Origin of the sequence: Pseudomonas sp. PDM16 (assembly GCF_014851865.1) — a bacterium.
In the GTDB taxonomy this organism is placed as follows: domain Bacteria; phylum Pseudomonadota; class Gammaproteobacteria; order Pseudomonadales; family Pseudomonadaceae; genus Aquipseudomonas.
The window spans coordinates 402714-428363 of the sequence record NZ_JACVAM010000004.1 but is presented as its reverse complement, the minus strand read 5'-3'; the positions used below and the strand labels follow the sequence as shown (position 1 = coordinate 428363).

The window sequence follows — 25650 nt, the reverse complement described above, 5'->3', positions numbered from 1 at the left end:
GAGGTGATTAAGCAATTACCGGCATGCAGATTAATATGTTATTTAACATAATATACATTATGCGAAGTTATGTATGATGCGCTTGTGCGTATCGCATCTACATCTGCGCGAAGCCTTCGCGTTTGCCAGGGATTATCATTTTGGCTACAGTCGCCGCCTTTACGCACGCTCGGCTAGCCAAAGGATTGTCCATGTTCCGACTCGATGCGGTCAGCTTCAGTTTGCCGGAGCGCACGCTCCTGCATCCGTTGTCGCTCGACATTCCCCAGGGCCAGATGGTTGGCCTTATTGGCCACAATGGCTCCGGGAAATCGACGCTGCTGAAAATGCTGGCTCGCCAGCAACCCGCCAGCACTGGTTGTGTCCTTCTGGATGACAAACCATTGGCTGACTGGAAAGACCGCGACTTCGCACGCCAGGTGGCCTATCTGCCGCAGCAACTGCCAACCGCCGACAGCCTGACGGCTAGCGAGCTGGTCGGTTTCGGTCGTTATCCCTGGCACGGTTTGCTCGGTCGGTTCGGTACCGATGATCATGCCAAGGTACAGGAAGCCATGGAGCTGACCGATACGCTGCGCTTTGCCGAGCGCATGGTCGACAGCCTGTCCGGCGGCGAACGCCAGCGCGTTTGGCTGGCCATGCTATTGGCACAGAACAGTCGCTATCTACTGCTCGACGAACCAACTTCGGCACTCGACATCGCCCACCAGGTCGATGTGCTGGGCCTTGTGCACCGCCTCAGCCAGCAACTGGGCCTGAGCGTTATCGTGGTGCTTCACGACATCAATATGGCCAGCCGCTACTGCGACCGCCTCATTGCGCTGCACAGTGGACGTCTACTACTGGATGGCAGTCCGGCCGAACTGATGACCGATAGCAATCTTGAAGCCATCTATGGCCTGCCGATGCAGGTGCTTAGCCATCCGCGTGGCCAACAACCGATTGCCGTGGTGGTCTGATGCGCAGGCTGCTTTGCATGCTGATTATCCTGTCGGGCCTGGCTCAGGCCGCACCGCATCAACCGCGGATCGCAGTGATCGACTGGGGACTGACTGAGACTTTACTGGGCCTAGGTATTACGCCGATTGCCGTGGCCCAGACCGAAGGTTACCGGCGCTGGGTACAGGCCCCCGAGTTACCGGCTGAAGTCGTCGACCTCGGCCTGCGTGTAGAACCCAATCTCGAGCTGTTGAGCCAGCTGAAGCCGGACATGATCCTTATCACGCCACAGTTCGCAGCCAGCCGGCCGCAGCTGGAGCGTGTAGCACCGGTGCATATGCTGGCCATCTATACGCCGGAGGCAGAAGCCTATGTCGGCGCTCAACGTGTAACCCGGGAACTGGCGAAATTGCTCGACCGCCAGCCCGAAGGCGAAGCCATGATCGCTCGTATCGATGCCAATATGGTTCGGGTCAAGCAACGTCTGGCTCCGCAATTGCTGCCACCTTTCTATGTGATGACCTTCCTCGACCAGCGTCATGTCCGCCTGTTCGGCAAGCAAAGTATCTACCAGGGTGTGCTGGATCGCGTTGGCCTGCGCAATGCCTGGACAGGACCAACCAACTACTGGGGCTTCAGTCAGCAAGGCATCGAGCGCCTTGCCGAAGAGCCCAGTGCTGCCCTGCTCTATCTGGAGCCCATGCCGCCAGGCACCGAGAGCGGGTTGGCGGGCAGCGCGTTGTGGCAACGCCTGCCCGCCGTGCAGGAGCAGCGTCTGTACCCTCTTCCACCGGTCTGGAGCTTCAACGGTTTGATGGCCGCCGAGCGCTTTGCCAACCTGCTGGACGCGCAATTCGTGCCGGAGCGCGCGCCATGAGCAACCTGCTGGCCGAAGGGCCACTGCCTACGAGGGCTCGCTGGAGCTTCTCCGGTCATCCGGTCTGGCTATGCAGCCTGCTGTTTGTGCTCGCCCTGGGTCTGGTCTTCAGCGATCTGGGCCGCCGGCTACCGAGTGCGCAGTGGCTGCAAGCGCTGGCCAACCCTGCGGATGGCGACATGCAGCAGATGATTCTGCACTTTAGCTGGTTGCCGCGTCTGGCCATGAGCCTGCTCTGCGGTGCAGTGTTGGCGCTGGCCGGAACGCTGATGCAGCAGGTTTTGCGCAACCCTCTGGCGTCGCCTACGACGCTGGGTGTATCCAGCGGCGCACAGTTCGGCTTGCTGATCGCCACTCTCTGGGCGCCCTGGACCTTGGAGTACGGTCGTGAGTGGGTGGCGCTGGCAGGTGGTGGATTGGCGTCTCTGATGGTGTTCGCCCTGGCTTGGCGACGTGGCTTGGCACCCCTGACGCTGATCCTGGCCGGATTGGTCGTCACCCTCTATCTCAGCGCTCTGAATGTCACCTTGATGCTGATTCAGCAGCAGGACCTGAATGCGGTCTTCATCTGGGGCTCCGGCTCGCTCAGCCAGAATAGCTGGGCTGGAGTCGAGTTCCTGCTGCCGCGCCTGGCTGTCGGCATGTTGATTCTGTTGCCACTGTTGCGTCCTCTGGCGCTGCTGGAACTGGATGACAGTGGTGTGAAGAGCCTGGGTGTTCCGTTGCGCTTCCTGCGCATCGTCACCCTGACGATCGCCGTGTACCTGGCGGCCTGTGTGGTCAGCAGTGTGGGTGTGATCGGTTTCATCGGCCTCGCCGCACCAGCGTTGGTGCGGATCCTCGGTGGGCGTACCTTCTCCCAGCGCTTGCGCTGGGCGCCGCTGCTCGGTGCTCTGCTGCTATGCGTCACCGACTTGGGCATCCAGCGTCTGGCTGGCAACCTCGCCGAACTGGTGCCGACAGGCGCGGCCACTGCCCTGCTTGGTGCGCCGTTGCTGCTCTGGTTGCTGCCTCGGCTGCGCCTGAGTGGAGGGCAACCGCAGAGCGGCGATGCCCACCATTTCATGCGCCACCCCCTCCCCATCCGACGACTACTGCCTCTCGCGGTCTTACTGGCGCTAGCCCTACTGATCGGGCTGGGATTGGGACGAGGTCTGGAAGGTTGGCAATGGGCTCTCGGCGACACCAGTCTGCTCGACTGGCGCTGGCCGCGAGTGATGGCTGCAGCTGCTGCTGGCTGCATGCTGGCCTTGGCCGGCTGCATGATCCAGCGCCTGACCGGCAACCCGATGTCCAGCCCCGAAGTGCTTGGCATCAGTGCGGGGGCTGCCCTGGGCCTGATCGCCCTCCTCTTCCTGCTGCCTTATTCGGGGCCCCTTGCCCAGCTGGCTCTGGGCGGTCTCGGCGCCGGCCTGACGCTGCTTCTGCTGCTCGGATTGTCGCGGCGCTCCGGATTCGCGCCCGAGCGGGTATTGCTGATCGGCATCAGCATCACCGCATTGTTCGACGCCCTGCAGGTGATCCTGTTGGCCGGTGGCGACCCGCGTGGGCAGAACCTGCTCAGCTGGATGTCCGGTTCGACCTATTTCGTCAGCCCGCAGATGGCCGTCTGGGTCTTGTGCTGCAGCGTGCTGTTGCTGCTGATAGCCCTGCCATTCGGCCGCTGGCTAGAGCTGCTGCCGCTGGGCGAAGGCACGCCACGAGCGCTGGGCGTGCCACTGGGGCGCAGCCGTTTCGTGTTGCTGATGCTGGCTTCATTGCTGACCGCAGGCGCCACATTGATTGTCGGACCGCTGAGCTTCATCGGCCTGCTGGCGCCGCACCTCGCCCGCCTGCTAGGACTGGCCCGGGCAGTGCCGCAGATGCTGGGTGCAGCACTGCTGGGCGCATTGATCATGGTGTTGGCGGACTGGCTCGGACGCACACTGCTGTTTCCTGCGCAGCTACCGGCAGGGCTGCTGGCATCTTTGCTGGGCGGCGCCTATTTCATGCTCTGTCTTTACAGACGCTAGAGAGGATGGCGCTGAGCATGCACCGCACGGGCTCAGCTGATCAGTCGAGTACCGCAGTGCCTTCGGCTGGCGGTTCTTCCAGCAAGGGACAGTTGTCGCACATGTCCATACCCAGCTCATTGCGGATGCAACACAGCTTGCGCTGGCGCCAGGGCGCGCAGCCCTCTCCCTGCGCCACATACTGCACCGGCTCGAAGAGTGGGTTGCGTGCTCCATCCGGTCGCAGCCTGGACTCCAGCACCTCGAAACCCTGCGCCAGCATCGGCTTGGGAAACGGCAAGCCGCCTAGCGTCGACATGAACCACTCGAAATAATTGCCGGCGTTGCTCCACAACACCCGTGCTGCAATCTTGCGATGGGCACGCAGGCCATCAATGAAAGGCAGCAGGTTGTCGTCCAGCAGCCCGGCGAAACGCTCGAAGCCATTGACCGGTGGCGCACTCCAGCGTTCGCCGGCGTGCGGCAGCTTGAAGGCCTCGGGCAATCCGTCGGCGCCGACCACCACCTGGATCTCCTCGAAATCCAGTGGTAGACGCCAGTTGAGGATCAACCCTGCAGCCAGCACCGGTGGAATCAGGCGCAGGAAGTAGTACTTGGACCACAGCGACATCAGCGCACGCCGATCCCCCTCGGCATGCTCGGGACCGAAGCGCAGCATTTGCTCTTCAAGACGCTCAGGGCTAACGAACTCACGCCCGGACAGTGCCGGGCGTGGGTCATCGATAAGTGTGAGGACGTCGCGGTAGTGCGCGAAAGGCCCTTGGAACAGCGGGGCGATGGCCGGAATCATCGCCCTATTCCTCGGCTCTGAACCGGTCTGTGATCTCTTGGTCGTCGGCGATACAGCATTGACGTAGGGCTGCTCATTTACGGTATGTAGACTCCGCGCCCTCGCCCCATTTCACCTGGCCAGGAGATCGCAAACAGGTTCTCACGCACATGCGCTGGCAACTCCAGCAGTCTGCCGATGTCGGCGATCATCCATCAGGGCATCGACGACTTCCTGGGAACGGACTGCCAATACCGACAATAGCGTATCGCTCAAACCATGGCTGGCCTCACAGCAGCCCTGCAGATAGATACCGGCGCTCATCTGCGGTTCACAGCACAGACGATAATCGCGTTCCACACCATCACCGAGGTGCTGTTGCAAACCTTCTAACAAGCGCTTGTAACCATCGCGACGGTAGCCGGTGGCCAATACCACGGCATCGAACAGGCGATCCTCTCGCCCCTCCGGCCCCTGTAGCGTCAGTCGAATACCTTCGGCACCGGGCTGCACTGCCTCGATGCTGCGCTGAGGCAACAGATTGTGCGGGGCATGCCCTGTCACTTTCTGTAGATACAGGCGGTGGTAAATGCTCTCGATCAGGTCCAGGTTGACCACCGAATAGTTGGTCTGGGCATTAGCCTGAATGAAGGCCTCGCGCTCTTCCGGAGCCTGTCCGTAGACAACATCGGTATAGGCCGGATCGAAGATCTCGTTGATGAATGGGCTATCGTCAGCCGGGCGCAGAGCCTGGCTGCGCATCACCATGCTCACCTCCGAGGTTGGGAAGCGGCCACACAGATCGCTGAAGATCTCCGCAGCACTCTGCCCAGAACCAATCACGGCGATCCGCTTGGGCTCGGCGCAGCCATGGATGCACTCAAGGTAGTTGGAGGAATGGATCACGCGCTCGTCGCCGCGCAGCGGACGGAATGCGTCAGGTATCACCGGCTCACCACCGATGCTGACCACCAGGTTGCGGGTGATGCGTGCACGGGTACGGCCATCGGCCAGTCGCGAGATCACTTTGACCCGGGTCACCTCACCACCATCGAGCACCGGCTCGACGCCAATGACTTCCTCACCGTAGTGCACGCGATCAGTGAAGTGGCTCGCGGCCCAGGTCAGGTAGTCGTTGTATTCAAGACGCGACGGCGTGAAGGTGCTGATATTGATGAACGCTTCCAGCCGACGCTTCTGGTGCAGATAGTTGACGAAGGTATAGGGGCTGGCCGGGTTGCGCAGCGTTGCCAGGTCCTTGAGGAAGGAAATCTGCATGCGGCTGTCGTCCAGCAGCATGCCGCCGTGCCAGGCAAAGGCCGGCTTCTTCTCCAGGAAGCAGTAGCGCAGGCCGTGCTCACGCACTCTGCGATCCTCGTCCAGGGCCACCGCAATGGCCAGGTTGGCGGGGCCGAAGCCCAGGCCGATTACATCGTATTCCAGCGTTTCTATGCTCATGTCAGGCCCCGATCCTCTGCGGATGGTTTATTTGAAGGCCGAGTCAGCCTATGGAGGCACTCGCCTCGCCCAACCTCATCAGTTCACGGCCGCGCTCGGGCGCGGCTCTTTTGTTCTGCGGCTCGTGGGAGCCGTACTGCTATGCCAAGCAGCAGCGCTCGAAGAACACCTCGCGGGACTGCACCATGAGTGCCGCGCGCTTGTGCGGGAAATCGAATTCCTTGGCCTTGTGATAACCCTGCGCCTGCATGTGGCCAATCATCTTGGCGTTGTCGGCGCGAGGTTCGGCGACCACCCGCTGGGTACGCGGATCGTCGAGGAACAGGTAGTGGGTCAGCGCACTGAGCCAGCTGGCAACCTTGTGCGGGCCGCGATGGCTTTCCTCCCCCACCAGCATATGGATGCCCCGGTCGTAATCACCTACGTCGTAGAACGGTGCGATGCGATCTTCCTTGGCCCAGTAAGCCTCGTAGTAGGCGAACGGCTCATCGTCGAAACAGCCGATCAGTGTCAGCACGCGCGGGTCCGCAGCCAGCTCTTCGAGGTACTGGCGATGCTTGGACAGGTCGCCCTCCTCCTGCCAGAACGCGGCCACGCGGGCGCTGTTCTGCCAGCGGTTGAAGCGCGCAAGGTCGTCGTCGATATCCAGCGTGCGCAGGGATATCCAGGCACCCAGATTGGCATCGAAGCGCCGGTAAACCTCACCTGACGGTTTCGGTGCACGACGCGGATGGCGGCGCCCGGTTGCGTGCATCACCATCTGTTGTGGGTAATCGGCGCTACTGAGGCCACGAAGGAACGTCCCCGGCAATTGCCAGAATAGCGAACGGTCCATGCGCAGGCTCTCGCCGGTGCCGACCAGCTGCCCATTGGCCAGCAGGGCCGGATCGACCTCTTCCAGCTGGACTCGCTGCTGCTGCAGCTGCGGGTCGCTGGCGAAACACCAGTAGGCCAGCAGCCAGAGGGCCACGGCCTGATCCTTGAGCTCCAGCTCATGGGGGACCAATACCTCACCCCTTCGGTGAGCGCGCAGTAGCGCGCGCTCGTTCAAGTGGAGGGCCAGGCTGGCACCATCGTCGCGGGCGACGAGCCGCTGTCCCGAAGGCAGCGGCAGGCTTTCGAGGGATTTAGAAGTCATAACTCACACTGGCGATGACGTTGCGGCGGTTGCCGTACCAGCAGTAGTAGTCACAGGCGGTGACGTACTCTTTGTCGGTCAGGTTATTCGCGTTGAGTTGCAGGCGGATGTCCTGGATCCGGTAGCTGACCATCGCATCCAGCAGCGTGTAGGACGGCACTTCCAGGGTTTCGGTGTTATCGCCGTAGCTGGAGCTGGTGTGTCGTACGCCTGCGCCAAAGGCCAGGCCGTCGAGGACTCCACCGTGGAACTGGTAGTTGGCCCAGAGCGATGCCATCTCATCGGCGATGTTGGCTGGCGTCTTGCCCTTCTCTGCCTGACGGGTGGTCTTGGTGGTTTCCGGATCGAGCTTGGTGTAGCTGGCGATCAGGCTGACGTTTTCGGTGACATTGGCCTGCGCTTCCAACTCGATACCACGACTGCGTACTTCTCCCAGCTGGGTCGGCACGCTGCCGGTCGGGGTGGCCAGGTTCTTCCTGACATTCTCCTGAGTCAGCTCGAATAGGGCTGCGGTGAACATAGCGTCCATGCCCGGCGGCTGGTACTTGATGCCGATCTCCTTCTGGTCTCCCTTCTCGGGCTCGAACGGATCGCCGGTGACGGCGTTCAGGTCGGTAATCGGCAGGAAGAACTCGGAATAGCTGATGTAGGGAGTCAGGCCGTTGTCGAACACATAGGCGATGCCGCCGCTCCAGGTGAAATCCTCGTCACGCACGTCATGACCGACGCCGGTAGTCTGGTTGTCGAAGTCGGTTCGCGACTTGTCGTAGCGGCCACCAAGCAGGAACACCCAGTTGTCGTATTTGAGCTGCTCCTGAATGTAGTAACCCATCTGGTCGGCGCGGGTGTCCTTGTCTTGCAGGGCGAAATCACCGATCGGCTGGTGGTAAACCGGGTTGTAGATGTCCAGTGGCGGAATGACCGGGAAGTTCGGGTAGCCGTTGGGACTGCGGTCCTTGATCTTCAACTGCTGGTAGTCGACGCCAAGCAGCAGAGTGTTCTCCCAGCGATCACCGAACCAGTTACCGAGCAGACGGTTATCTACCGACAGGTTGTCGGCCTTGCCGTCGTTGTAGGTCAGACCGCGATTGATCACCCGATCGGTGATGTTGCCGTAGAAGAACAGCTGACGCAGCTCCAGGTCCATGTGGCCATAGCGCAGGTTCTGCTGGAAGTCCCAGTTATCGCTGATGCGATGGTTCAGCTCGTAGCCCAGGGTGTACTGGTCGCGATCGAAAGTCTCGTAGCTGGGGTCGCCAACGGCGGTATCGGTATCGATGTCACCGTTCGGATTGTGGGTGATGGTGCCGCTGGAGGGCAGGAACTGCAGCTGAGGATCGGATCGGTCCTTCTGCATGCTGGCCAGCAGGGTCAGGGAGGTGTCCTCACTGAAATTGATGGTCATGGAGGGGGCAAGCAGGATACGCGCGGCGTCCACATCATCGACCTGAGTGCCGGTGTCGCGGCTCAGTGCCACCAAGCGATACAGCAGGTCGCCTTCCTCATCCAGTTTGCCGCCTACGTCCAGATTGATCTGTTTGCGGTCGAAGCTGCCGTACTGGATACCGATCTCGTTCTTGCTGTCGGCGGTTGGGCGCTTGCTCTGCAGGTTGATCAGGCCACCTGGCGGGGTCTGGCCATAAAGAACGGAGGCCGCGCCCTTGAGTACTTCTATGCGTTCGAGCATGTAGGGGTCGATCTGCCAGCTGTAGAAAGCGCTGGAGTAGATGCGCGAGCCATCCATGAACAGGCCGTTGTTGGCCTGCTTGAAGCCACGGATGATGAACCAGTCCTGCTTGTTGTCCTCACCATAGAAGCCGGCCTGCACGCCACCGGAGTAGCGCAGTGCCTCGCTAATGGTCTGGACGTTGCGATCATCCATCTGCGCTTGGGTTACTACCGATATCGAGCGCGGAGTCTCTCTCAGCGGTGTGTTGATCTTGGTGGCGCTTCGACTGTTTTTGGCCACATATCCCTGATCTTCGCCGACCGGGCTATCCAGTTCGCCACTGATGTTGATTGCCTCAAGCTGAACGGCCTGGTCTTCGGCATGCAGCCCCATGCTGAACGCACTCAGCGCGCAGGCCATGGCTAGCGGAAGACGGGCACGCGTGAATGGCACTTTGGCCTGGCATTTCGACTGATCCATCAGGGCTCCCCAGCAAAATCAAATTAGAAGAATTCGCATTTATATGTCTTGCCTCTACTAGACGCACGAGGCCGAACGAAATTTAGTAACCGGATGGCAGTTTCTCCAGCCATCTCCGTTATTCGTTACCCAGCACGGCCGCCAGATCCTGCAGTACCTGCGGATGGCGCACGATGCTCTGATGATCGGTGTCGACCAAGCGATGGCTGGCCGCCCTGCCCTGCACCTGCTCCAGACCACCTTCAAGCAACTGCGCACGCCCTGTCGGCTGTGCCGCCCACCAGCAATGCAGGCGCACCTTGACCTTAGGCAGTGCGTAACCAGCACATAGACGACGCATGTGCTGCTCCACGGACCAGGCGAACAGCAGTTCTTCCAGGCTCTGGCGGGTCATGCCGTCCAGCGGCTGACCGGCGAACCAGGCGCTGCAGGCTTGCGGCCATTCCAGCGGCTCCAGTTGCAGTAGGCGTTCGAACAGGCTGTCCCAGGCTTTGGCAGGCAGTTCCGGAGCCAGCAGTTGCAGGTGTTCGCCTAGCTTGGCGCGGGCCTGCGGATGGCGGGCGTCATCGCCAGCGATCTCGGTGCCCGGCACATAGCAATCGAGAAGTCCGAGGAAGGCCACTTCATGGCCACGGGCCTCCAGGCGTGCAGCCAGCTCCAGGGCCAGGCTGCCGCCCAGTGACCAGCCAACCAGGCGGTACGGCCCCTGTGACTGCTGCTTGAGCAGCGCGTCCAGGTAGGCATCGGCCATCTCGCCCAGCGAGGCATCGCGCCAGGCCGGATCGAGGAAGCTGCGGCATTGCAGGCCGAACACGTCGCGCACGCCGTCCAGGCGTGCGGCCAGCGGCTGGTAACCGGTGACCCGACCAGTGACCGGATGCGGACAGAACACCGGTGCCGCAGCGGCAGCCTGGCGGGTCAGGCGCAGCAAGGGCGATGGGCCCTGCACGCTCTGGCCGCGGGCCAGTTCCAGCAAGGCCAGCAATTCCTGGCGATAGCTCGCGGCCAGGCGCTCGATGGTCGCCGCACTGTACTGCGTGGCCGCGTATTCCCAGGACAACTGAAGCAGGCCGTCGAATACCTGGCCATTGACCCCCAGACGGCTGGCCAGCGGATTGTCCGCGGCCACTGCCGCGCCACCGCCGCCGGCCGGGCGGAACCAATCCGCCGCTGCGCCGGCCTGGTATTGGCCTAGGTAGTTGAAGGTGACTTCCGCACTCGGCAGGTCAGCCAAGGCGGTCTGTGCTTCAGCAGAGCCCAGCCAACGCAACACGCCGTAGCCCTGACTGCCGTGCTCGATCTGCTGCAAGCGTTGCTGAACCTGCTGCAGGTGCTCGCTCACGTCGATGACGTGTGGCAACTGCAGCGGATACAAGCTGGTGAACCAACCGACCGTGCGCGACAGGTCCAGCTCGCCGGCCAGTGCCTCGCGGCCGTGACCTTCGAGGTTGATCCGCAGGCCCGGCTGGCCGCTCCAGCGGCACAGGGCGCGGGTCAGCGCGGTAAGCAGCAAGGCGTCGATGCGCACGCCGAGCTGCGCCGGCGCCTGCAGCAGGCGCTTGGTATCGGCGGCATCCAGGGCCAGGCGCACTTCGCGCTTGTCGCCGTGGGTGACGGTGGCTCCATCCAGCTCACGCGGCAAGGCCAGGGCCGAACCGCTCAGGCGGCTGCACCAGGCATCCAGTTCGACCTGTGCAGCTTCGCTGCCTGCCCAGCCCTGCAACGCTTCGCTCCAGGCCTTGTAGGACACCGTTTTGCTCTGCAGACGCGGCGTTTGCCCGGCTTCCAGTTGGCGATAAGCAGCGAGAATGTCTTCCAGCAGGATGCGCCAGGACACGCCGTCCACCACCAGGTGGTGTACCGCCAGCAGCAATCGCTCGGGTTGGCCGGACTGTTTGAGGTAGAGCGCCCGCAGCAGCGGGCCGTTGGCCAGGTCGAGGCTCTGCTGGGCCTGCTGGTAAAGCTGCTCGGCCTCGGCATCACTGCCGGCTTCGCGCAGCCACAGCAACGGTTGCTCGACGTCCACTTCGGCATAGTGTTGCCGCCAGTAGCCCTGCTCCTCGCTGAAGCGCAAACGCAGGCCGTCGTGATGGGCGACCAGGGCCTGCAGGGCCTGCTCCAGCAATTGCGGATCGAGCGAGCGCAGCAGTTCCAGGTTCAACGCCTGGTTCCAGTGTGCCGGCTGGGCCTGGCCCATGGCGAAGAAATGCGCCTGGATCGGCGTCAGCGCCAGCTCGCCGGTTACCGGCTCTTGCGCTTCCTCCGCTCCGGCCAGCCGCGCAACCTTGGCCAGTTCGGCCAGGCGCGGGAACTGGAACAGCTCGCGCGGTGCCAGCTGCAGCCCTTGCTGGCGGATACGGCTGACCACCTGCAGCGCGACGATGGAGTCGCCGCCCAGTTCGAAGAAATGGTCCTGGCGCCCTACCCGCTCCACTCCGAGCACTTCGGCCCAGATGGCGGCGAGGATGCGTTCGTTGTCGGTCTGTGGCGCTTCGTAGGACTGGCTCTGCCACGTCGGTTCGGGCAGCGCGGCACGATCCAGCTTGCCGGCCGGAGTCAGCGGCAGTTTTTCCAGGGCGATAATCTGCGCCGGCACCATATAGTCCGGCAGCACCTTGGCCAGTTCGCTGCGCAAGGCATTGGCGTCGGTGTTATTGCGAGCGACCACATAACCCACCAGCTGCTTGCCGGTCGGCGTCTCACGGGCGATCACCGCCGCTTCCTGCACGCCTTCCAGGGCCAGCAACTGGCTTTCAATTTCACCAAGTTCGATCCGGAAGCCACGGATTTTCACCTGATGGTCGACGCGGCCGAGGTAATCCAGGGTGCCCTCTTCGCGCCAGCGCACCAGGTCGCCGGTGCGGTACATACGCTCGCCAGCAGCGCCAAACGGATCGGGCAGGAAGCGTTCGGCGGTCAGTTCCGGGCGCTGGAAGTAGCCACGGGCCAGGCCCACTTCGCCGCCGATATACAGTTCGCCGGCGACGCCGATGGGCAGCAGGTTCAGCTCGGCATCCAGCACATACAAGCTGCGCGGACCAACCGGATTGCCGATGGGCGCATAGGCGGCTTCGAAGGAGTCACCCGGATAGGCTTCCCAGATCAGCGGCGTAACTACCGTCTCGGTCGGGCCGTAGCCGTTGATGATGCGTTGCGGTTGCAGGACTTTCTGCAGCCGTTCGTAGGTCTCGCGGGTAAAGGCTTCGCCACCCAGGGTCCATGACCTGACAGGCAGCTTGAGGTTCTGCGACTCGACCCAATCCAGCAGCTGCTGGGCGTAGCTCGGCGGCAGACAGGAGATGGTCACGCCTTCATCGGCGATTACCTGACAGGTCTTCTCGGCGCTCCACAGCTCCTGATCGCGGATCACCAGGCGGCTGCCGAAGGCCAGCGGCACCGTCCAGCGTTCCAGGGCGCCATCGAAACTGATCGAGGCGAAGTGCAGTTCTACATCGTCCGGCGTCATGCCATAGCGCTGGCCGATGGTCTGTACATGCATGGTCAGGCCGAGATGGTTCACCGCCACGCCCTTGGGCTGGCCGGTGGAGCCGGAGGTGTAGATCAGGTAGGCCAGATTGAGCGGATGCAGCTGGATGGCTGGAGTCGAGGCCTCGAAAGCGGACAGGCCCAGCTGATCCAGATACAGCGGCTCAACGGCTGAAGACAGCGGTAGCCGCTCGGCCAAGTCGGACGAAGTGATCAGCCACTTCAGCCCCGAGTCCTCGACCATGTAAGACAAACGCTCGCGCGGGTAGTCTGGGTCCAGCGGCACGAAGGCACCGCCGGACTTCAGCACCGCCAGCATGGCCACAATCATCGCGCTGCCACGCTCCAGTGAGACGCCGACACGTGACTCTGGCTGCACGCCGTGGGCCACCAGCAGATTGGCCAGGCGATTGGCGCGAGCTTCCAGTTCAGAGAGCGAAATGCGTTCCTCGCCATGCACCAGGGCGATGGCTTCGGGGCGCAGGCGCGCCTGCTCGGCGATCAGCTCCGGCAACAAACTCGCAGCATCGAAGCCCTGTCGTGGCGTGTTCCACTCGGCCAGGCGCGTCTGGTCGCCGGCATCCAGCAATTGCAGGCGCACCAGGGGCTGATCCGGCATGGCGCTGACCTGCTCCAGCAGGCCCAGCAAATGGGCAGTCATCTGCTGCATCTGCGCATTGTCGAGGCGCTCGCGGGCCCAGGTCAGGGTCAGGTGCAGGCGGCCGCTGCTGTCTTCGTGGCTGTCCAGCGCCAGGTCGAACAGCGCATGCGGCACGCCCTGGGCCAGTGGTTGCAAGCTCAGGCCCGGCAGCTGCAAGGCGCCGAGATCGCGTTTCTGGTGGTTGAACAGCACCTGGAACAGTGGCGTCTGGCCCAGGCTGCGTTCTGGGGCCAGGGCCTCCACCAACTGGTCGAACGGCAGATCCTGCTGATCCTGGGCATCCAGGGCGTGGCGGCGTACGTCGGCCAGCAACTGGCGGAAACTCATGTCCGCGCTGATCTCGGCGCGCAGCACCTGGGTGTTGACGAAGAAGCCCACCAGCGGCGCCGTCTCGGCGCGTTGACGGTTGGCTACCGGCACGCCGACGCGGATATCGCGCTGGTTGCTGTAACGGGCCAGCAGCAGCTGGAAGGACGCCAGCAGCAACATGAACAGGGTCGCGCCCTCGCCCTGGGCCAGTTGGCGCAGGCGTTCGGCCAGGGCCTGCGGCACCTCGATGGCCTGGCGCTGGGCGTGGCGCTGGCCGGAGGCATCCAGCTTGTAGGGCAAGGCCAGCACCGGCTGCTCGTCGCCCAGGCGCTCACGCCAATAATCCAGCTGCCGCTCGCGTTCGCCGGCGGCCAGCCAGGCGCGTTGCCACTGGGCATAGTCCGGGTACTGGATCGCCAGTTCGTCGAGCTGCGGTTGCTGGCCCAGACGCAGGGCGGCATAGGCACGGCCCAGCTCCTCGGCGAACACACCGATCGACCAGCCATCGGAGACGATGTGGTGGCAAACGATCTGCAGGCGCCACTGGTTCCCGGCCAGGCGCAGCAACTGCACGCGCAGCAGCGGCCCTTCGACCAGATCGAAAGCGCGCGCCGCATGGGCATCGGCCAGAGCCTGCACCGCCTCCGGTCGGTCTTGTACATCCTGCTCGTCGAGGGCCAGCGGCCCCGCCGGGTCGATGTGCTGGCACAGCTGGCCGTCGTGCTCGTAGAAGCGCGTACGCAGCGCCTCGTGGCGCCCAACTATCAGTTCCAGCGCCGCCAGCAGCGCACCGCGATCCAGCTCGCCCTCCAGGGAGAAGGCGCCGACCATGTGGTAAGCGCTGCTGTCCGGTTCCATCTGCGCTACCAGCCACAAACGCTGCTGGGCATGCGAGGCGACCAGATGTTCGCCACGCGGTGCAGGCACCAGTGGCAGGCGGTCGAAGCGGATGCCCTTGCCCGCCAGCAGTTCGAGAAAACGCTTCTGCTCGGGGGCGCCGAGGGCAAGGAAACGGCGCGCCAGGGCGGCCTTGTCGATGGGCGCGGTCACAGGGCCTCCAGTTCGTCGAGCAGCGCAGCCATGTCGCGCAGATCTTGGTCTTCTTCCTCGGCGGCGGCCGGAGCCAGGCCGTCAAGGGATGCGGCCAGGGCGGCCAGGTCTTGCGCCTCGAAGAAGGCCCTCAGCGGCAACTCCAAGTACAGGCGTTGGCGCAGCAGCGCCACGGCCTGGGTGGCCAGCAGCGAGTGGCCGCCTAGCTCGAAGAAGTTGTCGTCGAGGCCGACCTGGGCCACTTCCAGCACCTCCTGCCAGATACCGGCCAAGGCGATTTCCAGCTCTGACTGTGGCGCGCGATAGCTGCGCGCCTGCCACATCGGTTCGGGCAGTGCGCGGCGTTCCAGCTTGCCGTTGGGTGACAGCGGCATACGGTCGAGGCGCATCAGGATCGACGGCACCATATGCTCAGGCAGCTCGCTCTTCAGCGCGGCCTTGATCCCGGCCAGCCAGGTGGATTCATCCACCGGCAGCGGATCGGCCACCAGATAACCCACCAGCTGCTTGCCGATCTGGCTGTCGCGGGCCACCACCACCGCCTCGGTAACGCCCGGCTGGGCGCTGAGCTGGGCTTCGATCTCACCCAGTTCGACGCGGAAGCCACGGATCTTCACCTGATGGTCGATACGCCCCAGATAGTCGATGGCGCCGTCGGCGCGCCAGCGCACCAGGTCACCGGTGCGGTACATGCGCGAGCCGGCCGGGCCGTACGGGTCGGGCAGGAAGCGCTCGGCGGTCAGTTCCGGACGGCGGTGGTAGCCGCGCGCCAGACCAATGCCGGCGATATACAGCTCACCGGGCACGCCCTGCGGCACCGGGTTGAGCTGGGCATCGAGGATATGCAGGCGCAGGTTGGCGATAGGCCGGCCGATTGGCACGGCGTGACGGCCCTCCTCCACACAGGTCCAGTGGCTGACGTCGATTGCCGCCTCGGTCGGGCCGTACAGGTTGTACAGGGAGGCACCCGGCAGGCGCTGGAAGGTGCGCACCTGCAGCTCCGCCGGCAGTGCCTCACCACTACAGATGACGCGGGTCAGACTCTGGCACTGTTCCACATCCGGATGCAGCAGGAAGGCCTGCAGCATCGACGGCACAAAGTGCAGCGTGCTGACCTTGTGGCGCTGGATCAGCTCCACCAGCTTCTGCGGGTCGCGATGGTCGCCCGGTGCAGCCACGGCCAGGCAGGCGCCGGTTATCAGCGGCCAGAAGAACTCCCACACCGACACGTCGAAGCTGAACGGGGTCTTCTGCAAAACCACGTCGCCGGCACCCAGTTGGTAGGCCTCCTGCATCCACAGGATGCGGTTGGCCAGGGCCAGATGGCTGTTGCCGGCGCCTTTGGGCTTGCCAGTGGAGCCGGAGGTGTAGATGACATAAGCCAGGTCGTCGGCCTGCAGGGGCACGTCGGGGGCGATGGTGCTTTCGCCACCGCAGTCCTCGCAATCCAGGCTCAGCACCTTGAGGCCGGCCGGCAACGGCAGGCGCTCGACCAGCAGGCTGTGCGACAGCAGCAGTTCGACGCCGGAGTCCTCCAGCAGATAGGCCAAGCGTTCCAGCGGGTACTCCGGATCGAGCGGTACATAGGCGCCACCGGCACGGACGATGGCGTGCAGGCCGATCACCAGCTCCAGCGAACGCTCCAGGCTGATGCCGACCAGGCTGCCGCGCTGCACGCCGAGACGGTGCAGGCGGTTGGCCAGTTGGTTGATGCGCTGCTCCAGCTCTACGTAATTGAGCACCTGCTCGCCGAACACCAGGGCAGGCGCCTGTGGCGTGCGCATGGATTGTTCGGCGATGCGCTGGCTGAGGTTGACCAGCGGGCCGTAGTCCTTGCTGGTGTCGTTCCAGCTGGCGAGCTGCGCCTGTTCGTCCTCTTCCAGCAGCGGCAGCAGACCGATGGGCTGAGTCGGATCGGCGCAGATGCCTTCCAGCAGGCGCACGAAATGCCGCGCCAGGCGAGCGATGGTACGCGCCTCGAACAGCTCGGCGGCGTAGCTGACGAAGCCGCTCAGGCTGCCGTCGGCGGCTTCTTCGGTGTCCAGCGCCAGGTCGAACTGCGCGCCAGCGGCGCCCGGATCATGCGGTTGTACGCGCAGACCCGGCAGGTTGCCGAGGGCGCTGAAATCCACCTGCTGGTGGTTGAACGCTACCTGGAACAGCGGGTGATGACTCAGGCTGCGGCTCGGTTGCAGCGCTTCCACCAGTTGGTCGAACGGCAGCTCTTGATTAGCCAGAGCATCGCGGCTGGCTGCAGCCAGTTCGCCGAGCAGCTCGCGGAACGGCTTAAGCCCGCTCGGCTCGCCGCGCAGCACCAAGGTGTTGATAAAGCAGCCGAGCACACCATCCATTTCCGCCAGGCTGCGACCGGCCACCGGTACGCCGACGCGGATGTCTTCCTGACCACTGTAACGGTGCAGCAGGCTCTGCCAGGCGCTCAGCAGCAGGCTGAACAAGGTGCTGCCCTCGCGCTGAGCCAGGGCGCGTAGTTGCGCGGTGAGAGCGTCGCTCAGCTCGAAACGCCAGCGCATGCCCTGGCGCGCGCCATGGGCCGGGCGCGGGTGATCGGTAGGCAGTTCCAGCAATGGCTGGTGCTCGCCCAGTCGCGCCTTCCAGTAATCCAACTGGCGCGTGGCTTCGCTGGACTTCAGCCAGTCGCGCTGCCACTGGGCATAGTCGGCGTATTGCAGCGGCAATGCGGTGAACTGTGCAGTGCGGCCCTCAGCGAAGGCCGCATAGGCGGCAGAGAACTCGCCGATAAAGCGCTGCATCGACCAGCCATCGGAGACGATGTGGTGCTGGATCAGCAGCAGGCGGTATTCCTGGTCGCCCAGGCGCAGCACGGCAACCCGCAGCAACGGTTCGCTGGCCAGGTTAAACGGCCGTTTGAGCAGTTTCTGTGCGTAATCACGGGCCTCGGCTTCACGTTCGTTGGCAGCCAGCTCACGCAGGTCGAGCCAGTCGATACGCTGACCCTGGGCCGGCAGGATGCGCTGGCGTGTTTCGCCGTTGACCTCGACGAAACGGGTACGCAGCGCCTCGTGACGTGCTTCCAACTGGTCGAAGGCGGCCTGCAGCGCCTGGCGATCCAAGCGGCCCTGCAGGTCGAGACCGGCCGGCATATGGTAGGCGCCGTTGTTCGGGTCGAGGCGGTTGAGGAACCACAGGCGCTGCTGGGCATGGGACAACGGCAGGTCGCCGCCACGCGGCAAGGCGCGCAGCTTGGGGGCATCCAGGCTCTCGCGCTGCAATGCGGCCGCGCAGTCTGCCAGGCGGCTCTGCTCGAACAGCGCCTTGAGCGGCAGCTGCAGGCCTTGCTGGCGAATGCGGCTGACTACCTTGAGCGCGACGATGGAGTCGCCGCCCAGTTCGAAGAAATGATCCTGGCGCCCTACTCGCTCCACTCCGAGGACTTCAGCCCAGATGGCGGCGAGGATACGTTCGTTGTCGGTTTGCGGCGCCTCATAGCTCTGGCTCTGCCAGGTTGGCTCCGGCAGTGCGGCGCGATCCAGTTTGCCAGCCGGGGTCAGCGGCAGTTTTTCCAGGGCGATGATCTGCGCGGGAACCATATAGTCCGGCAGCACCTTGGCCAGCTCGCTGCGCAGGGCATTGGTATCGGTATCGGTGTTGTCACGAGCAACCACATAACCGACCAGCTGTTTGCCGGTTGGCGTCTCGCGGGCGATCACTGCCGCTTCCTGCACACCATCCAGGGCCAGCAACTGGCTTTCGATCTCACCCAGTTCGATACGGAAGCCGCGAATCTTCACTTGATGGTCGACGCGACCGAGATAATCCAGGGTGCCGTCTTCACGCCAGCGCACCAGATCACCGGTGCGGTACATGCGCTCGCCGGCTGCACCAAACGGATCGGGCAGGAAGCGCTCGGCAGTCAGCTCCGGGCGCTGGAAGTAGCCGCGGGCCAGGCCGATTTCGCCACCGATATACAGCTCGCCGGCCACGCCGATGGGTAGCAGGTTCAACTCGGCATCCAGCACATACAGACTGCGCGGCCCTACCGGATTGCCGATGGGGGCATAGGCGGCTTCGAAAGAGTCGCCCGGATAGGCTTCCCAGATCAGCGGAGTCACCACCGTCTCGGTCGGGCCATAACCGTTGATGATGCGCTGGGGCTCCAACACCTTTTGCAGACGCTCGTAGGTCTCGCGGGTAAAGGCTTCGCCACCCAGAGTCCACGATCTGACAGGTAGCTTGAGGTTCTGCGACTCGACCCAGTCCAGCAATTGCTGGGCATAGCTCGGCGGCAGGCAGGAGATGGTCACGCCTTCATCGGCGATCACCTGGCAGGTCTGCTCTGCGCTCCACAGCTCCTGGTCGCGAATCACCAGGCGGCTGCCGAAGGCCAGCGGCACGGTCCAGCGCTCCAGGGCGCCGTCGAAGCTGATCGAGGCAAAGTGCAGCTCGACATCGTCGGTGGTCATGCCGTAGCGCTGGCCGATGGTCTGCACATGCATGGTCAGGCCAAGGTGGTTCACCGCCACGCCTTTCGGCTGGCCGGTGGAGCCGGAGGTGTAGATCAGGTAGGCCAGATTCAGCGGATGCAGCTGCACGGCAGGCACCGAGACCTCGAAAGCGAACAGATCGAGCTGATCCAGATACAGCGGTTCGACTCCCTCGCCCAGCGACAGGCGCTCGGCCAGATCGGAGCTGGTGATCAACCACTTCAGCCCCGAGTCTTCGACCATGTAGCTCAGACGTTCGCGCGGATAATCCGGATCGAGCGGGACAAAGGCGCCACCCGACTTCAGCACCGCCAGCATGGCCACGATCATCGCGTTGCCACGTTCCAGCGAGACGCCAACGCGCGACTCGGGCTGCACGCCGTGGGTCACCAGCAGATTGGCCAGGCGATTGGCGCGGGCTTCCAGCTCAGCAAAGCTGATGCGCTCGGCGCCATGCACCAGGGCGATGGCATCCGGATGCAGGCGCGCCTGCTCGGCGATCAGCTCGGGTAACAAGCGGCCGGCATCGAAGCTCTGCCGTGGTTTGTTCCACTCGCCCAGCAAGAACTGCTCGGCCTCGCCAACCAGCGCCAGACCGCCCAGTGGCTGGGCCGGATCGCCGCACACCAGCTGCAGGGCCTGACGCAGCAGTGCTTCGACCTGGGCGATGCCGTTGGTATCGAAGTGCGCGCGATCATAGGCCAGCAACAGCTCCAGGCGGTTGCCCGGCAGCACGGCCAGGGTCATCGGGTAATGGGTGAACTCATGGCTCTGCGGCATGCCCAGGCGCAGCTCGCCGCGCTCGGCCTGCTTGAGCGCATCGCCCAGCGGGTAGTTCTCGAACACCAGCAGGCTGTCGAACAGCGCCTCGCCAGCGCTGCCGACCCAGCGTTGGATATCGTGCAGCGGGCTGTGCTCATGCTCGCGCAGCTGCAGGTTCTGCACCTGCAGCGCGGCCAGCCAGTCGCCCAATGGCTGCTCGGCCGGCAGCTGGATCGCCACCGGCAAGCTGTTGATAAACAGGCCGAGCATCTGCTCGCTGCCGGTCAGCTCGGTCGGACGACCGGCCACGGTGGCGCCGAAGCACAGGCTGCGCTTGCCGGTCAGGCGCGCCAGCAGCAAGGCCCAGGCGGCCTGCACCAGGGTGTTGAGGGTCAAGCCGTGGCGCTGGGCGAAGCCACGAATCTGTTGTTCGCTGGCAGCGTCCAGCGGCAACGGATGGCGGGCATGGCCCTGCTCCGGTGCGCGGCATGGCAGGCAACCAGCGATGCGGGTAGCACCGTCCAGCGGGGCCAGCTGTTCGCGCCAGAAGGCTTGCTCGGCCTCCGCATCCTGGCCGTCGAGCCAACTGATGTAATCACGGAACTGGCTGCTCGGCGCCGGCAGGCGATCGCCGTGGTACAGGGCGAGCACTTCGGCGAACAGCAGGCCGTTGCTCCAGCCGTCCAGCAGCAGGTGGTGCAGGGTCCAGGCCAGCACGAAGTCGCCGGCGCCGCGCTGGATCAGCGCCAGGCGCAGCAGCGGCGCCTGATCGAGGGCAAAGCCGCGCTCGCGCTCGGCGCTGCAGAAAGCCTGCAGCTGCGCATCAAAATCGGCGACACCGCGCCAGTCGAGATCCTGCCAGTCCAGCTCGACGTCGGCCTGCACCAGTTGCAGCGGGCGTTCGCCCAGCAGGAAACGGCTACGTAGCACGCCATGACGCGCCAGCACCTGGCGCCAGGCGTTCTGCAGACGAGCCGGGTCGAGGCCGGTGAACGGCAGCAGCAACTGGCTGACGTAGCTGCCGGCGCCTTCCAGCTGGCTGTGGAACAGCAGGCCCTGCTGCAGCGGCGACAGCGGGTGGATGTCCTCCACGCCGGACAGCGCATCCAGCTCGGCCTGGCTCAAGCCGGCCAGCGGTACATCGCTGGGGGTCAGGCTGGCCGGAGCTTTCTGGCAATGCTGGGCGATGGCCTGCAGTTCGTCCTGCAGGCGGGCCAGCAGACCTTCCAGGGTCGGTCGTGCCAGTTGCTGCGGGTTGAAGTCCAGATGCAGATGCAGGGCGCCGCCACGCTGCTCGGCGTTGATCACCAGCGGTGCGTCCAGTGGCGCATCGGCTTCGCGCCACAGGCCGCCTTCGCGCAGACGCAGGCCATTGCCGCCCTCGTCGAACTGGCCGAGGTAGTTGAACAGCAGTTGCGGCGCGCGCTCGTCCAGCTGTTCACGCTGGCGTAGCAGACCGTAGCCGAGGCCCAGGTCGGGCACGGCGCGCAATTGCTCCTTGATCGCCTTGAGGCTGGCGGCCAGCTCGGCTTCGGGTTGCAGGCGCACGGGGTAGAGACTGGTGAACCAGCCGACGCTGCGCGACAGGTCGATATCGTCGAACAGCGGCGCGCGGCCGTGGCTTTCCAGGTGCACGGTCAGCGTTGGCTGCTCGCTCCAGCTGCACAGCACGCGGCTGAGGGCGGTCAGCAGCAGTTCGTCGGCACGCAGGCGATAGGCCTGCTGGCCGGCCTGCAGCAGGTCGCGGGTAAAGCCGGCATCCAGGCTCAGCTCCAGGCGCTGGCGAGTGCCCTCGCTACCGACATCGCTGCTCAGCAGCGGCAGTTCGCCACCGGCGGCCTGCTGGGCCTGCCAGTACGGCAGTTGTGCATCCACGTTCCAACCGGCCAGGCGCTCGCCCCAGGTCTTGAAGGCGCTGGTCTTGCTTGGCAGCTGTACCGGCAGGCCGCTGGCCAACTGCAGGCAGGCGCGCTGCAGATCTTCCAGCAGCACGCGCCAGGACACGCCATCGACCACCAGGTGATGGATGGACAGCAGCAGGCGATCGGCCTGACCAGGCTGGGTTAGGTAGAGGCCACGCAGGTGCGCGTTGATGGCCGGGTCGATACTGCGCTGGATGGCGTCATAGTGCGGCTGCGGGTTTTCGCCGGCGGCCAGTTCGACCTGTTGCAGCAGAGGGCTGCCTGCTTCGGCGGCGTGTACTTGCTGCCACTGGCCATCGCGCTGCTCGAAGCGCAGGCGCAGGGCGTCGTGGTGCTGAACCAGGGCTTGCAGGGCCTGCTCCAGCTGAGCGACTGGCAGTGGCTCGGCCAACTCAAGCAACAGGTACTGGTTGCACGACGCCAGGCCCTCGCGCTGCAGCAAGCGAGCCTGGATCGGCAGCAGCGGCGCTGCGCCAGTTACCGGGCCTTGGTCGACCAATGGTGCGGCGACGCTGCGGGCAACGCCGGCCAGCTGCATCAGGGTCTGTTGCTGGAACAGGTCCTTGGGCGTCAAGCCCAGACCTTGCTGGCGAGCACGGCTGACCACCTGCAGCGCGACGATGGAATCGCCGCCCAGTTCGAAGAAATGATCCTGGCGTCCTACTCGCTCAACACCAAGCACTTCGGACCAGATGGCGGCGAGAATGCGTTCGTTGTCGGTCTGCGGGGCTTCGTAGCTCTGGCTCTGCCAGGTCGGCTCCGGTAGCGCGGCGCGATTCAGCTTGCCAGCCGGGGTCAGCGGCAGTTTTTCCAGAGCGATGATCTGCGCGGGAACCATATAGTCCGGCAGCACCTTAGCCAGCTCGATCTTGAGCTGCATGGTGTCGGTGCCGTCTTTGGCCACGACATAGCCGACCAGCTGCTTGCCAGTCGGTGTCTCGCGGGCAATCACCGCCGCTTCCTGCACGCCATCGAGGGCCAGCAACTGGCTCTCGATTTCACCCAGCTCGATACGGAAACCGCGGATCTTCACCTGATGGTCGACCCGACCCAGATAGTCCAGGGTGCCGTCTTCGCGCCAGCGCACCAGGTCGCCGGTGCGGTACATACGCTCGCCGGCAGCACCGAATGGATCAGGCAGGAAGCGCTCGGCAGTCAGCTCGGGACGCTGGAAGTAGCCACGAGCCAGGCCCACTTCGCCACCGATATACAGCTCGCCGGCCACGCCGATGGGCAGCAGGTTCAGCTCGGCATCAAGGACGTAGAGGCTGCGTGGGCCGACCGGGTTGCCGATCGGCGCATAGGCAGCCTCAAAGGAATCACCGGGGAAGGCTTCCCAGATCAGCGGGGTCACCACAGTTTCAGTCGGGCCGTAGCCGTTGATGATGCGTTGCGGCTGCAGCACTTTCTGCAGGCGCTCGTAGGTCTCGCGGGTAAAGGCTTCACCACCCAGGGTCCAGGAACGTACCGGCAGTTTCAGGTTCTGCGACTCCACCCAATCCAGCAACTGCTGGGCATAGCTCGGCGGCAGGCAGGAGATGGTCACGCCTTCGTCGGCGATCACCTGGCAGGTCTTCTCCGCACTCCACAGTTCCTGGTCGCGTATGACCAGACGGCTGCCGAAAGCCAGCGGCACTGTCCAACGTTCCAGCGCGCCGTCGAAGCTGATGGAGGCGAAGTGCAGCTCCACATCGTCCGGAGTCATGCCGTAGCGCTGGCCGATGGTCTGCGCATGCATGGTCAGGCCAAGGTGATTCACCGCCACGCCTTTCGGCTGGCCGGTGGAACCCGAGGTGTAGATCAGGTAGGCCAGATTCAGCGGATGCAACTGCACTGCAGGTTTCGAAGCTTCGAATGCCGACAGATCCAGCTGGTCCAGATATAGCGGCTCGACGGCCTCGCCCAGCGGTAGACGCTCGGCTAGATCGGACAAGGTAATCAGCCACTTCAGCCCCGAATCCTCGACCATATAGCTGAGGCGCTCGAGTGGGTAATCCGGATCGAGCGGCACGAAGGCACCACCCGACTTCAGCACCGCCAGCATGGCCACGATCATGGCGTTGCCACGTTCCAGCGAGACGCCGACGCGGGACTCGGGTTGCACACCGTGGGCCACCAGCAGATTGGCCAGGCGATTGGCGCGGGCCTCCAGCTCGGCGAAGGCAATGCGCTCGCCTCCATGCACCAAGGCGATGGCGTCTGGACGCAGACGTGCCTGCTCGGCGATCAATTCGGGCAGCAAACGCGAGGCATCAAAGTCCTGCCGTGGCGTATTCCACTCGCGCAACTGTGCCAGCTCAGATGCAGTCACCAGCGCTACTTCGCCCAGCAGTGCCTGTGGTGCACTGGCGAAACCGTCGAGCACTTCGAGGAAGCCGGCGATCAGGCGTTCGATGCTGTTTTCGGTGAACAGATCGGCGGCGTAGGCGAAGTTGATTAGCAACTCGTCGCCACGGTCGCGCACGGCATCCAGGGCCAGGTCGAAGGGAATCTGGCTGGACGGCAGTTCTGCCAGCCGGGTCTCGATGCCCGGCAGCCAGTTGGCCGCCAGCGGGTGCTGGCGACGATAGTTGAAGGCCACCTGGAACAGCGGCTGCTGGCCCAGGCTACGACTCGGCGCCAGCTCTTCCACCAGGCGTTCGATAGGCATTTCCTGGTTGGCCTGGGCCAATTTCAGGCCTGCACGGGCCTGCTCCAGCCACTCCGCCACCGACTGCTCGGGGCGCGGCTCGGCCTTGAGTACCAGGGTGTTGACGAAGAAACCGACCAGGCGCTCGTAACCCTTGGCGCGACCGGCCACCGGTACACCAATACGCACTTCGCGCTGGCCGGACAGGCGCGCCAGCTGCAGCTGCAGAGCCGCCAGCAGCACGGTGAACAGGGTCGCGCCATTGGCCTTGGCCAGATCACTGAGGCGGGCGACCAGAGTCGGCTCCACCTGTAGCGTGCGATAAGCGGCGCGGCGTGCGGCCTGGGCGTTGTGCGGGTAGTCCGGGGCCAGGCTCTGCGGCGGTTGCTCGCTGCCCAGATGCTCGCGCCAGAAGGTCATCTGCTCGACACCAGCCTCGCTGGCCAGCCATTCGCGCTGGCCGACGGCGTATTCGCTGTACTGCACCGGCTGCGGGGTCATGAACGGCTGGCGGTTCTGCAGGCGGGCACGATAGAACTCGGCCATCTCCTCCACCAGCACGCGTACCGACCAGGCATCGGAGATGATGTGGTGCATGCCCACGGCGAAAGCGTGGCTGTTCTCGCCCAGGCGATACAGGGCGCAGCGCACCAGCGGGCCACGGGTCAGGTCATAGTCGCCCTCGATGAAGTCACGGGCCAGGGCCTCGACCTGCTCGGCGCCGCCGTCCAGATCGATGATCTCCAGCGGCATCGAGCCGATCGGCAGCACCGCCTGCTGTGCCAGGCCGTCATGCTCGCGGAACACGGTGCGCAGAGCCGCATGGCGCGAATACACCTGATCCAGGCCATGGCGCAGGCTGTCCATATCCAGCTGACCTTCGAAACGCAGCACGCCGCCTATGTTGTAGGCGGTGCTGCCGCTTTCCAGGCGGCTGAAGAACCACAGCCGCTGCTGGGCGAAGGACAGCGGCGCCCATTCCAGGGCAACGTTCGACAGGACTTGCGCGTTCATCACAGTACCTCG

At 64.3% G+C, this 25650-nt stretch carries 9 protein-coding genes; 3 read left to right on the top strand and 6 right to left on the bottom strand.

Annotation, left to right across the window (positions count from 1 at the left end):
- Positions 1–191: 191 nt before the first annotated feature.
- From IB234_RS16820 to fhuB, 3 genes are read left to right on the top strand one after another with little or no spacing between them, the layout of a single operon-like run.
- Positions 192–959, top strand: coding sequence for an ATP-binding cassette domain-containing protein (locus IB234_RS16820; RefSeq protein ID WP_192319950.1), 768 nt, complete (start codon positions 192–194; stop codon positions 957–959).
- Between the two features lie 17 nt (positions 960–976).
- Positions 977–1816, top strand: a complete 840-nt coding sequence (locus IB234_RS16815; protein ID WP_225580638.1) for an ABC transporter substrate-binding protein — start codon at positions 977–979, stop codon at positions 1814–1816.
- Positions 1813–3828, top strand: a complete 2016-nt coding sequence (gene fhuB, locus IB234_RS16810) for a Fe(3+)-hydroxamate ABC transporter permease FhuB (protein WP_192319946.1) — start codon at positions 1813–1815, stop codon at positions 3826–3828. Before IB234_RS16815 ends, fhuB begins: the two co-directional genes overlap by 4 nt.
- A gap of 40 nt (positions 3829–3868) precedes the next feature.
- Here the strand turns inward: fhuB and fhuF are convergent, their stop codons facing one another.
- From fhuF to IB234_RS16780, 6 genes are all read right to left on the bottom strand, one after another.
- Complete coding sequence (fhuF, locus tag IB234_RS16805) at positions 3869–4618, bottom strand: siderophore-iron reductase FhuF (protein WP_192319943.1); 750 nt, start codon at positions 4616–4618, stop codon at positions 3869–3871.
- Positions 4619–4759: 141 nt separating this feature from the next.
- Positions 4760–6055 (bottom strand): lysine N(6)-hydroxylase/L-ornithine N(5)-oxygenase family protein, encoded by a 1296-nt coding sequence (locus IB234_RS16800; RefSeq protein ID WP_192319941.1) that lies wholly within the window; start codon positions 6053–6055, stop codon positions 4760–4762.
- A gap of 139 nt (positions 6056–6194) precedes the next feature.
- Positions 6195–7193, bottom strand: a complete 999-nt coding sequence (locus IB234_RS16795) for a GNAT family N-acetyltransferase (RefSeq protein ID WP_192319939.1) — start codon at positions 7191–7193, stop codon at positions 6195–6197.
- Complete coding sequence (locus IB234_RS16790; RefSeq protein WP_225580637.1) at positions 7183–9342, bottom strand: TonB-dependent siderophore receptor; 2160 nt, start codon at positions 9340–9342, stop codon at positions 7183–7185. Before IB234_RS16790 ends, IB234_RS16795 begins: the two co-directional genes overlap by 11 nt.
- Positions 9343–9460: 118 nt before the next feature.
- Complete coding sequence (locus IB234_RS16785) at positions 9461–14848, bottom strand: non-ribosomal peptide synthetase (RefSeq protein ID WP_318652031.1); 5388 nt, start codon at positions 14846–14848, stop codon at positions 9461–9463.
- A complete protein-coding gene (locus tag IB234_RS16780) occupies positions 14845–25638 on the bottom strand; it encodes a non-ribosomal peptide synthetase (RefSeq protein ID WP_192319937.1) in 10794 nt (3597 codons plus the stop codon). The genes IB234_RS16785 and IB234_RS16780 overlap by 4 nt, the downstream gene beginning before the upstream one ends.
- Positions 25639–25650: the final 12 nt, after the last annotated feature.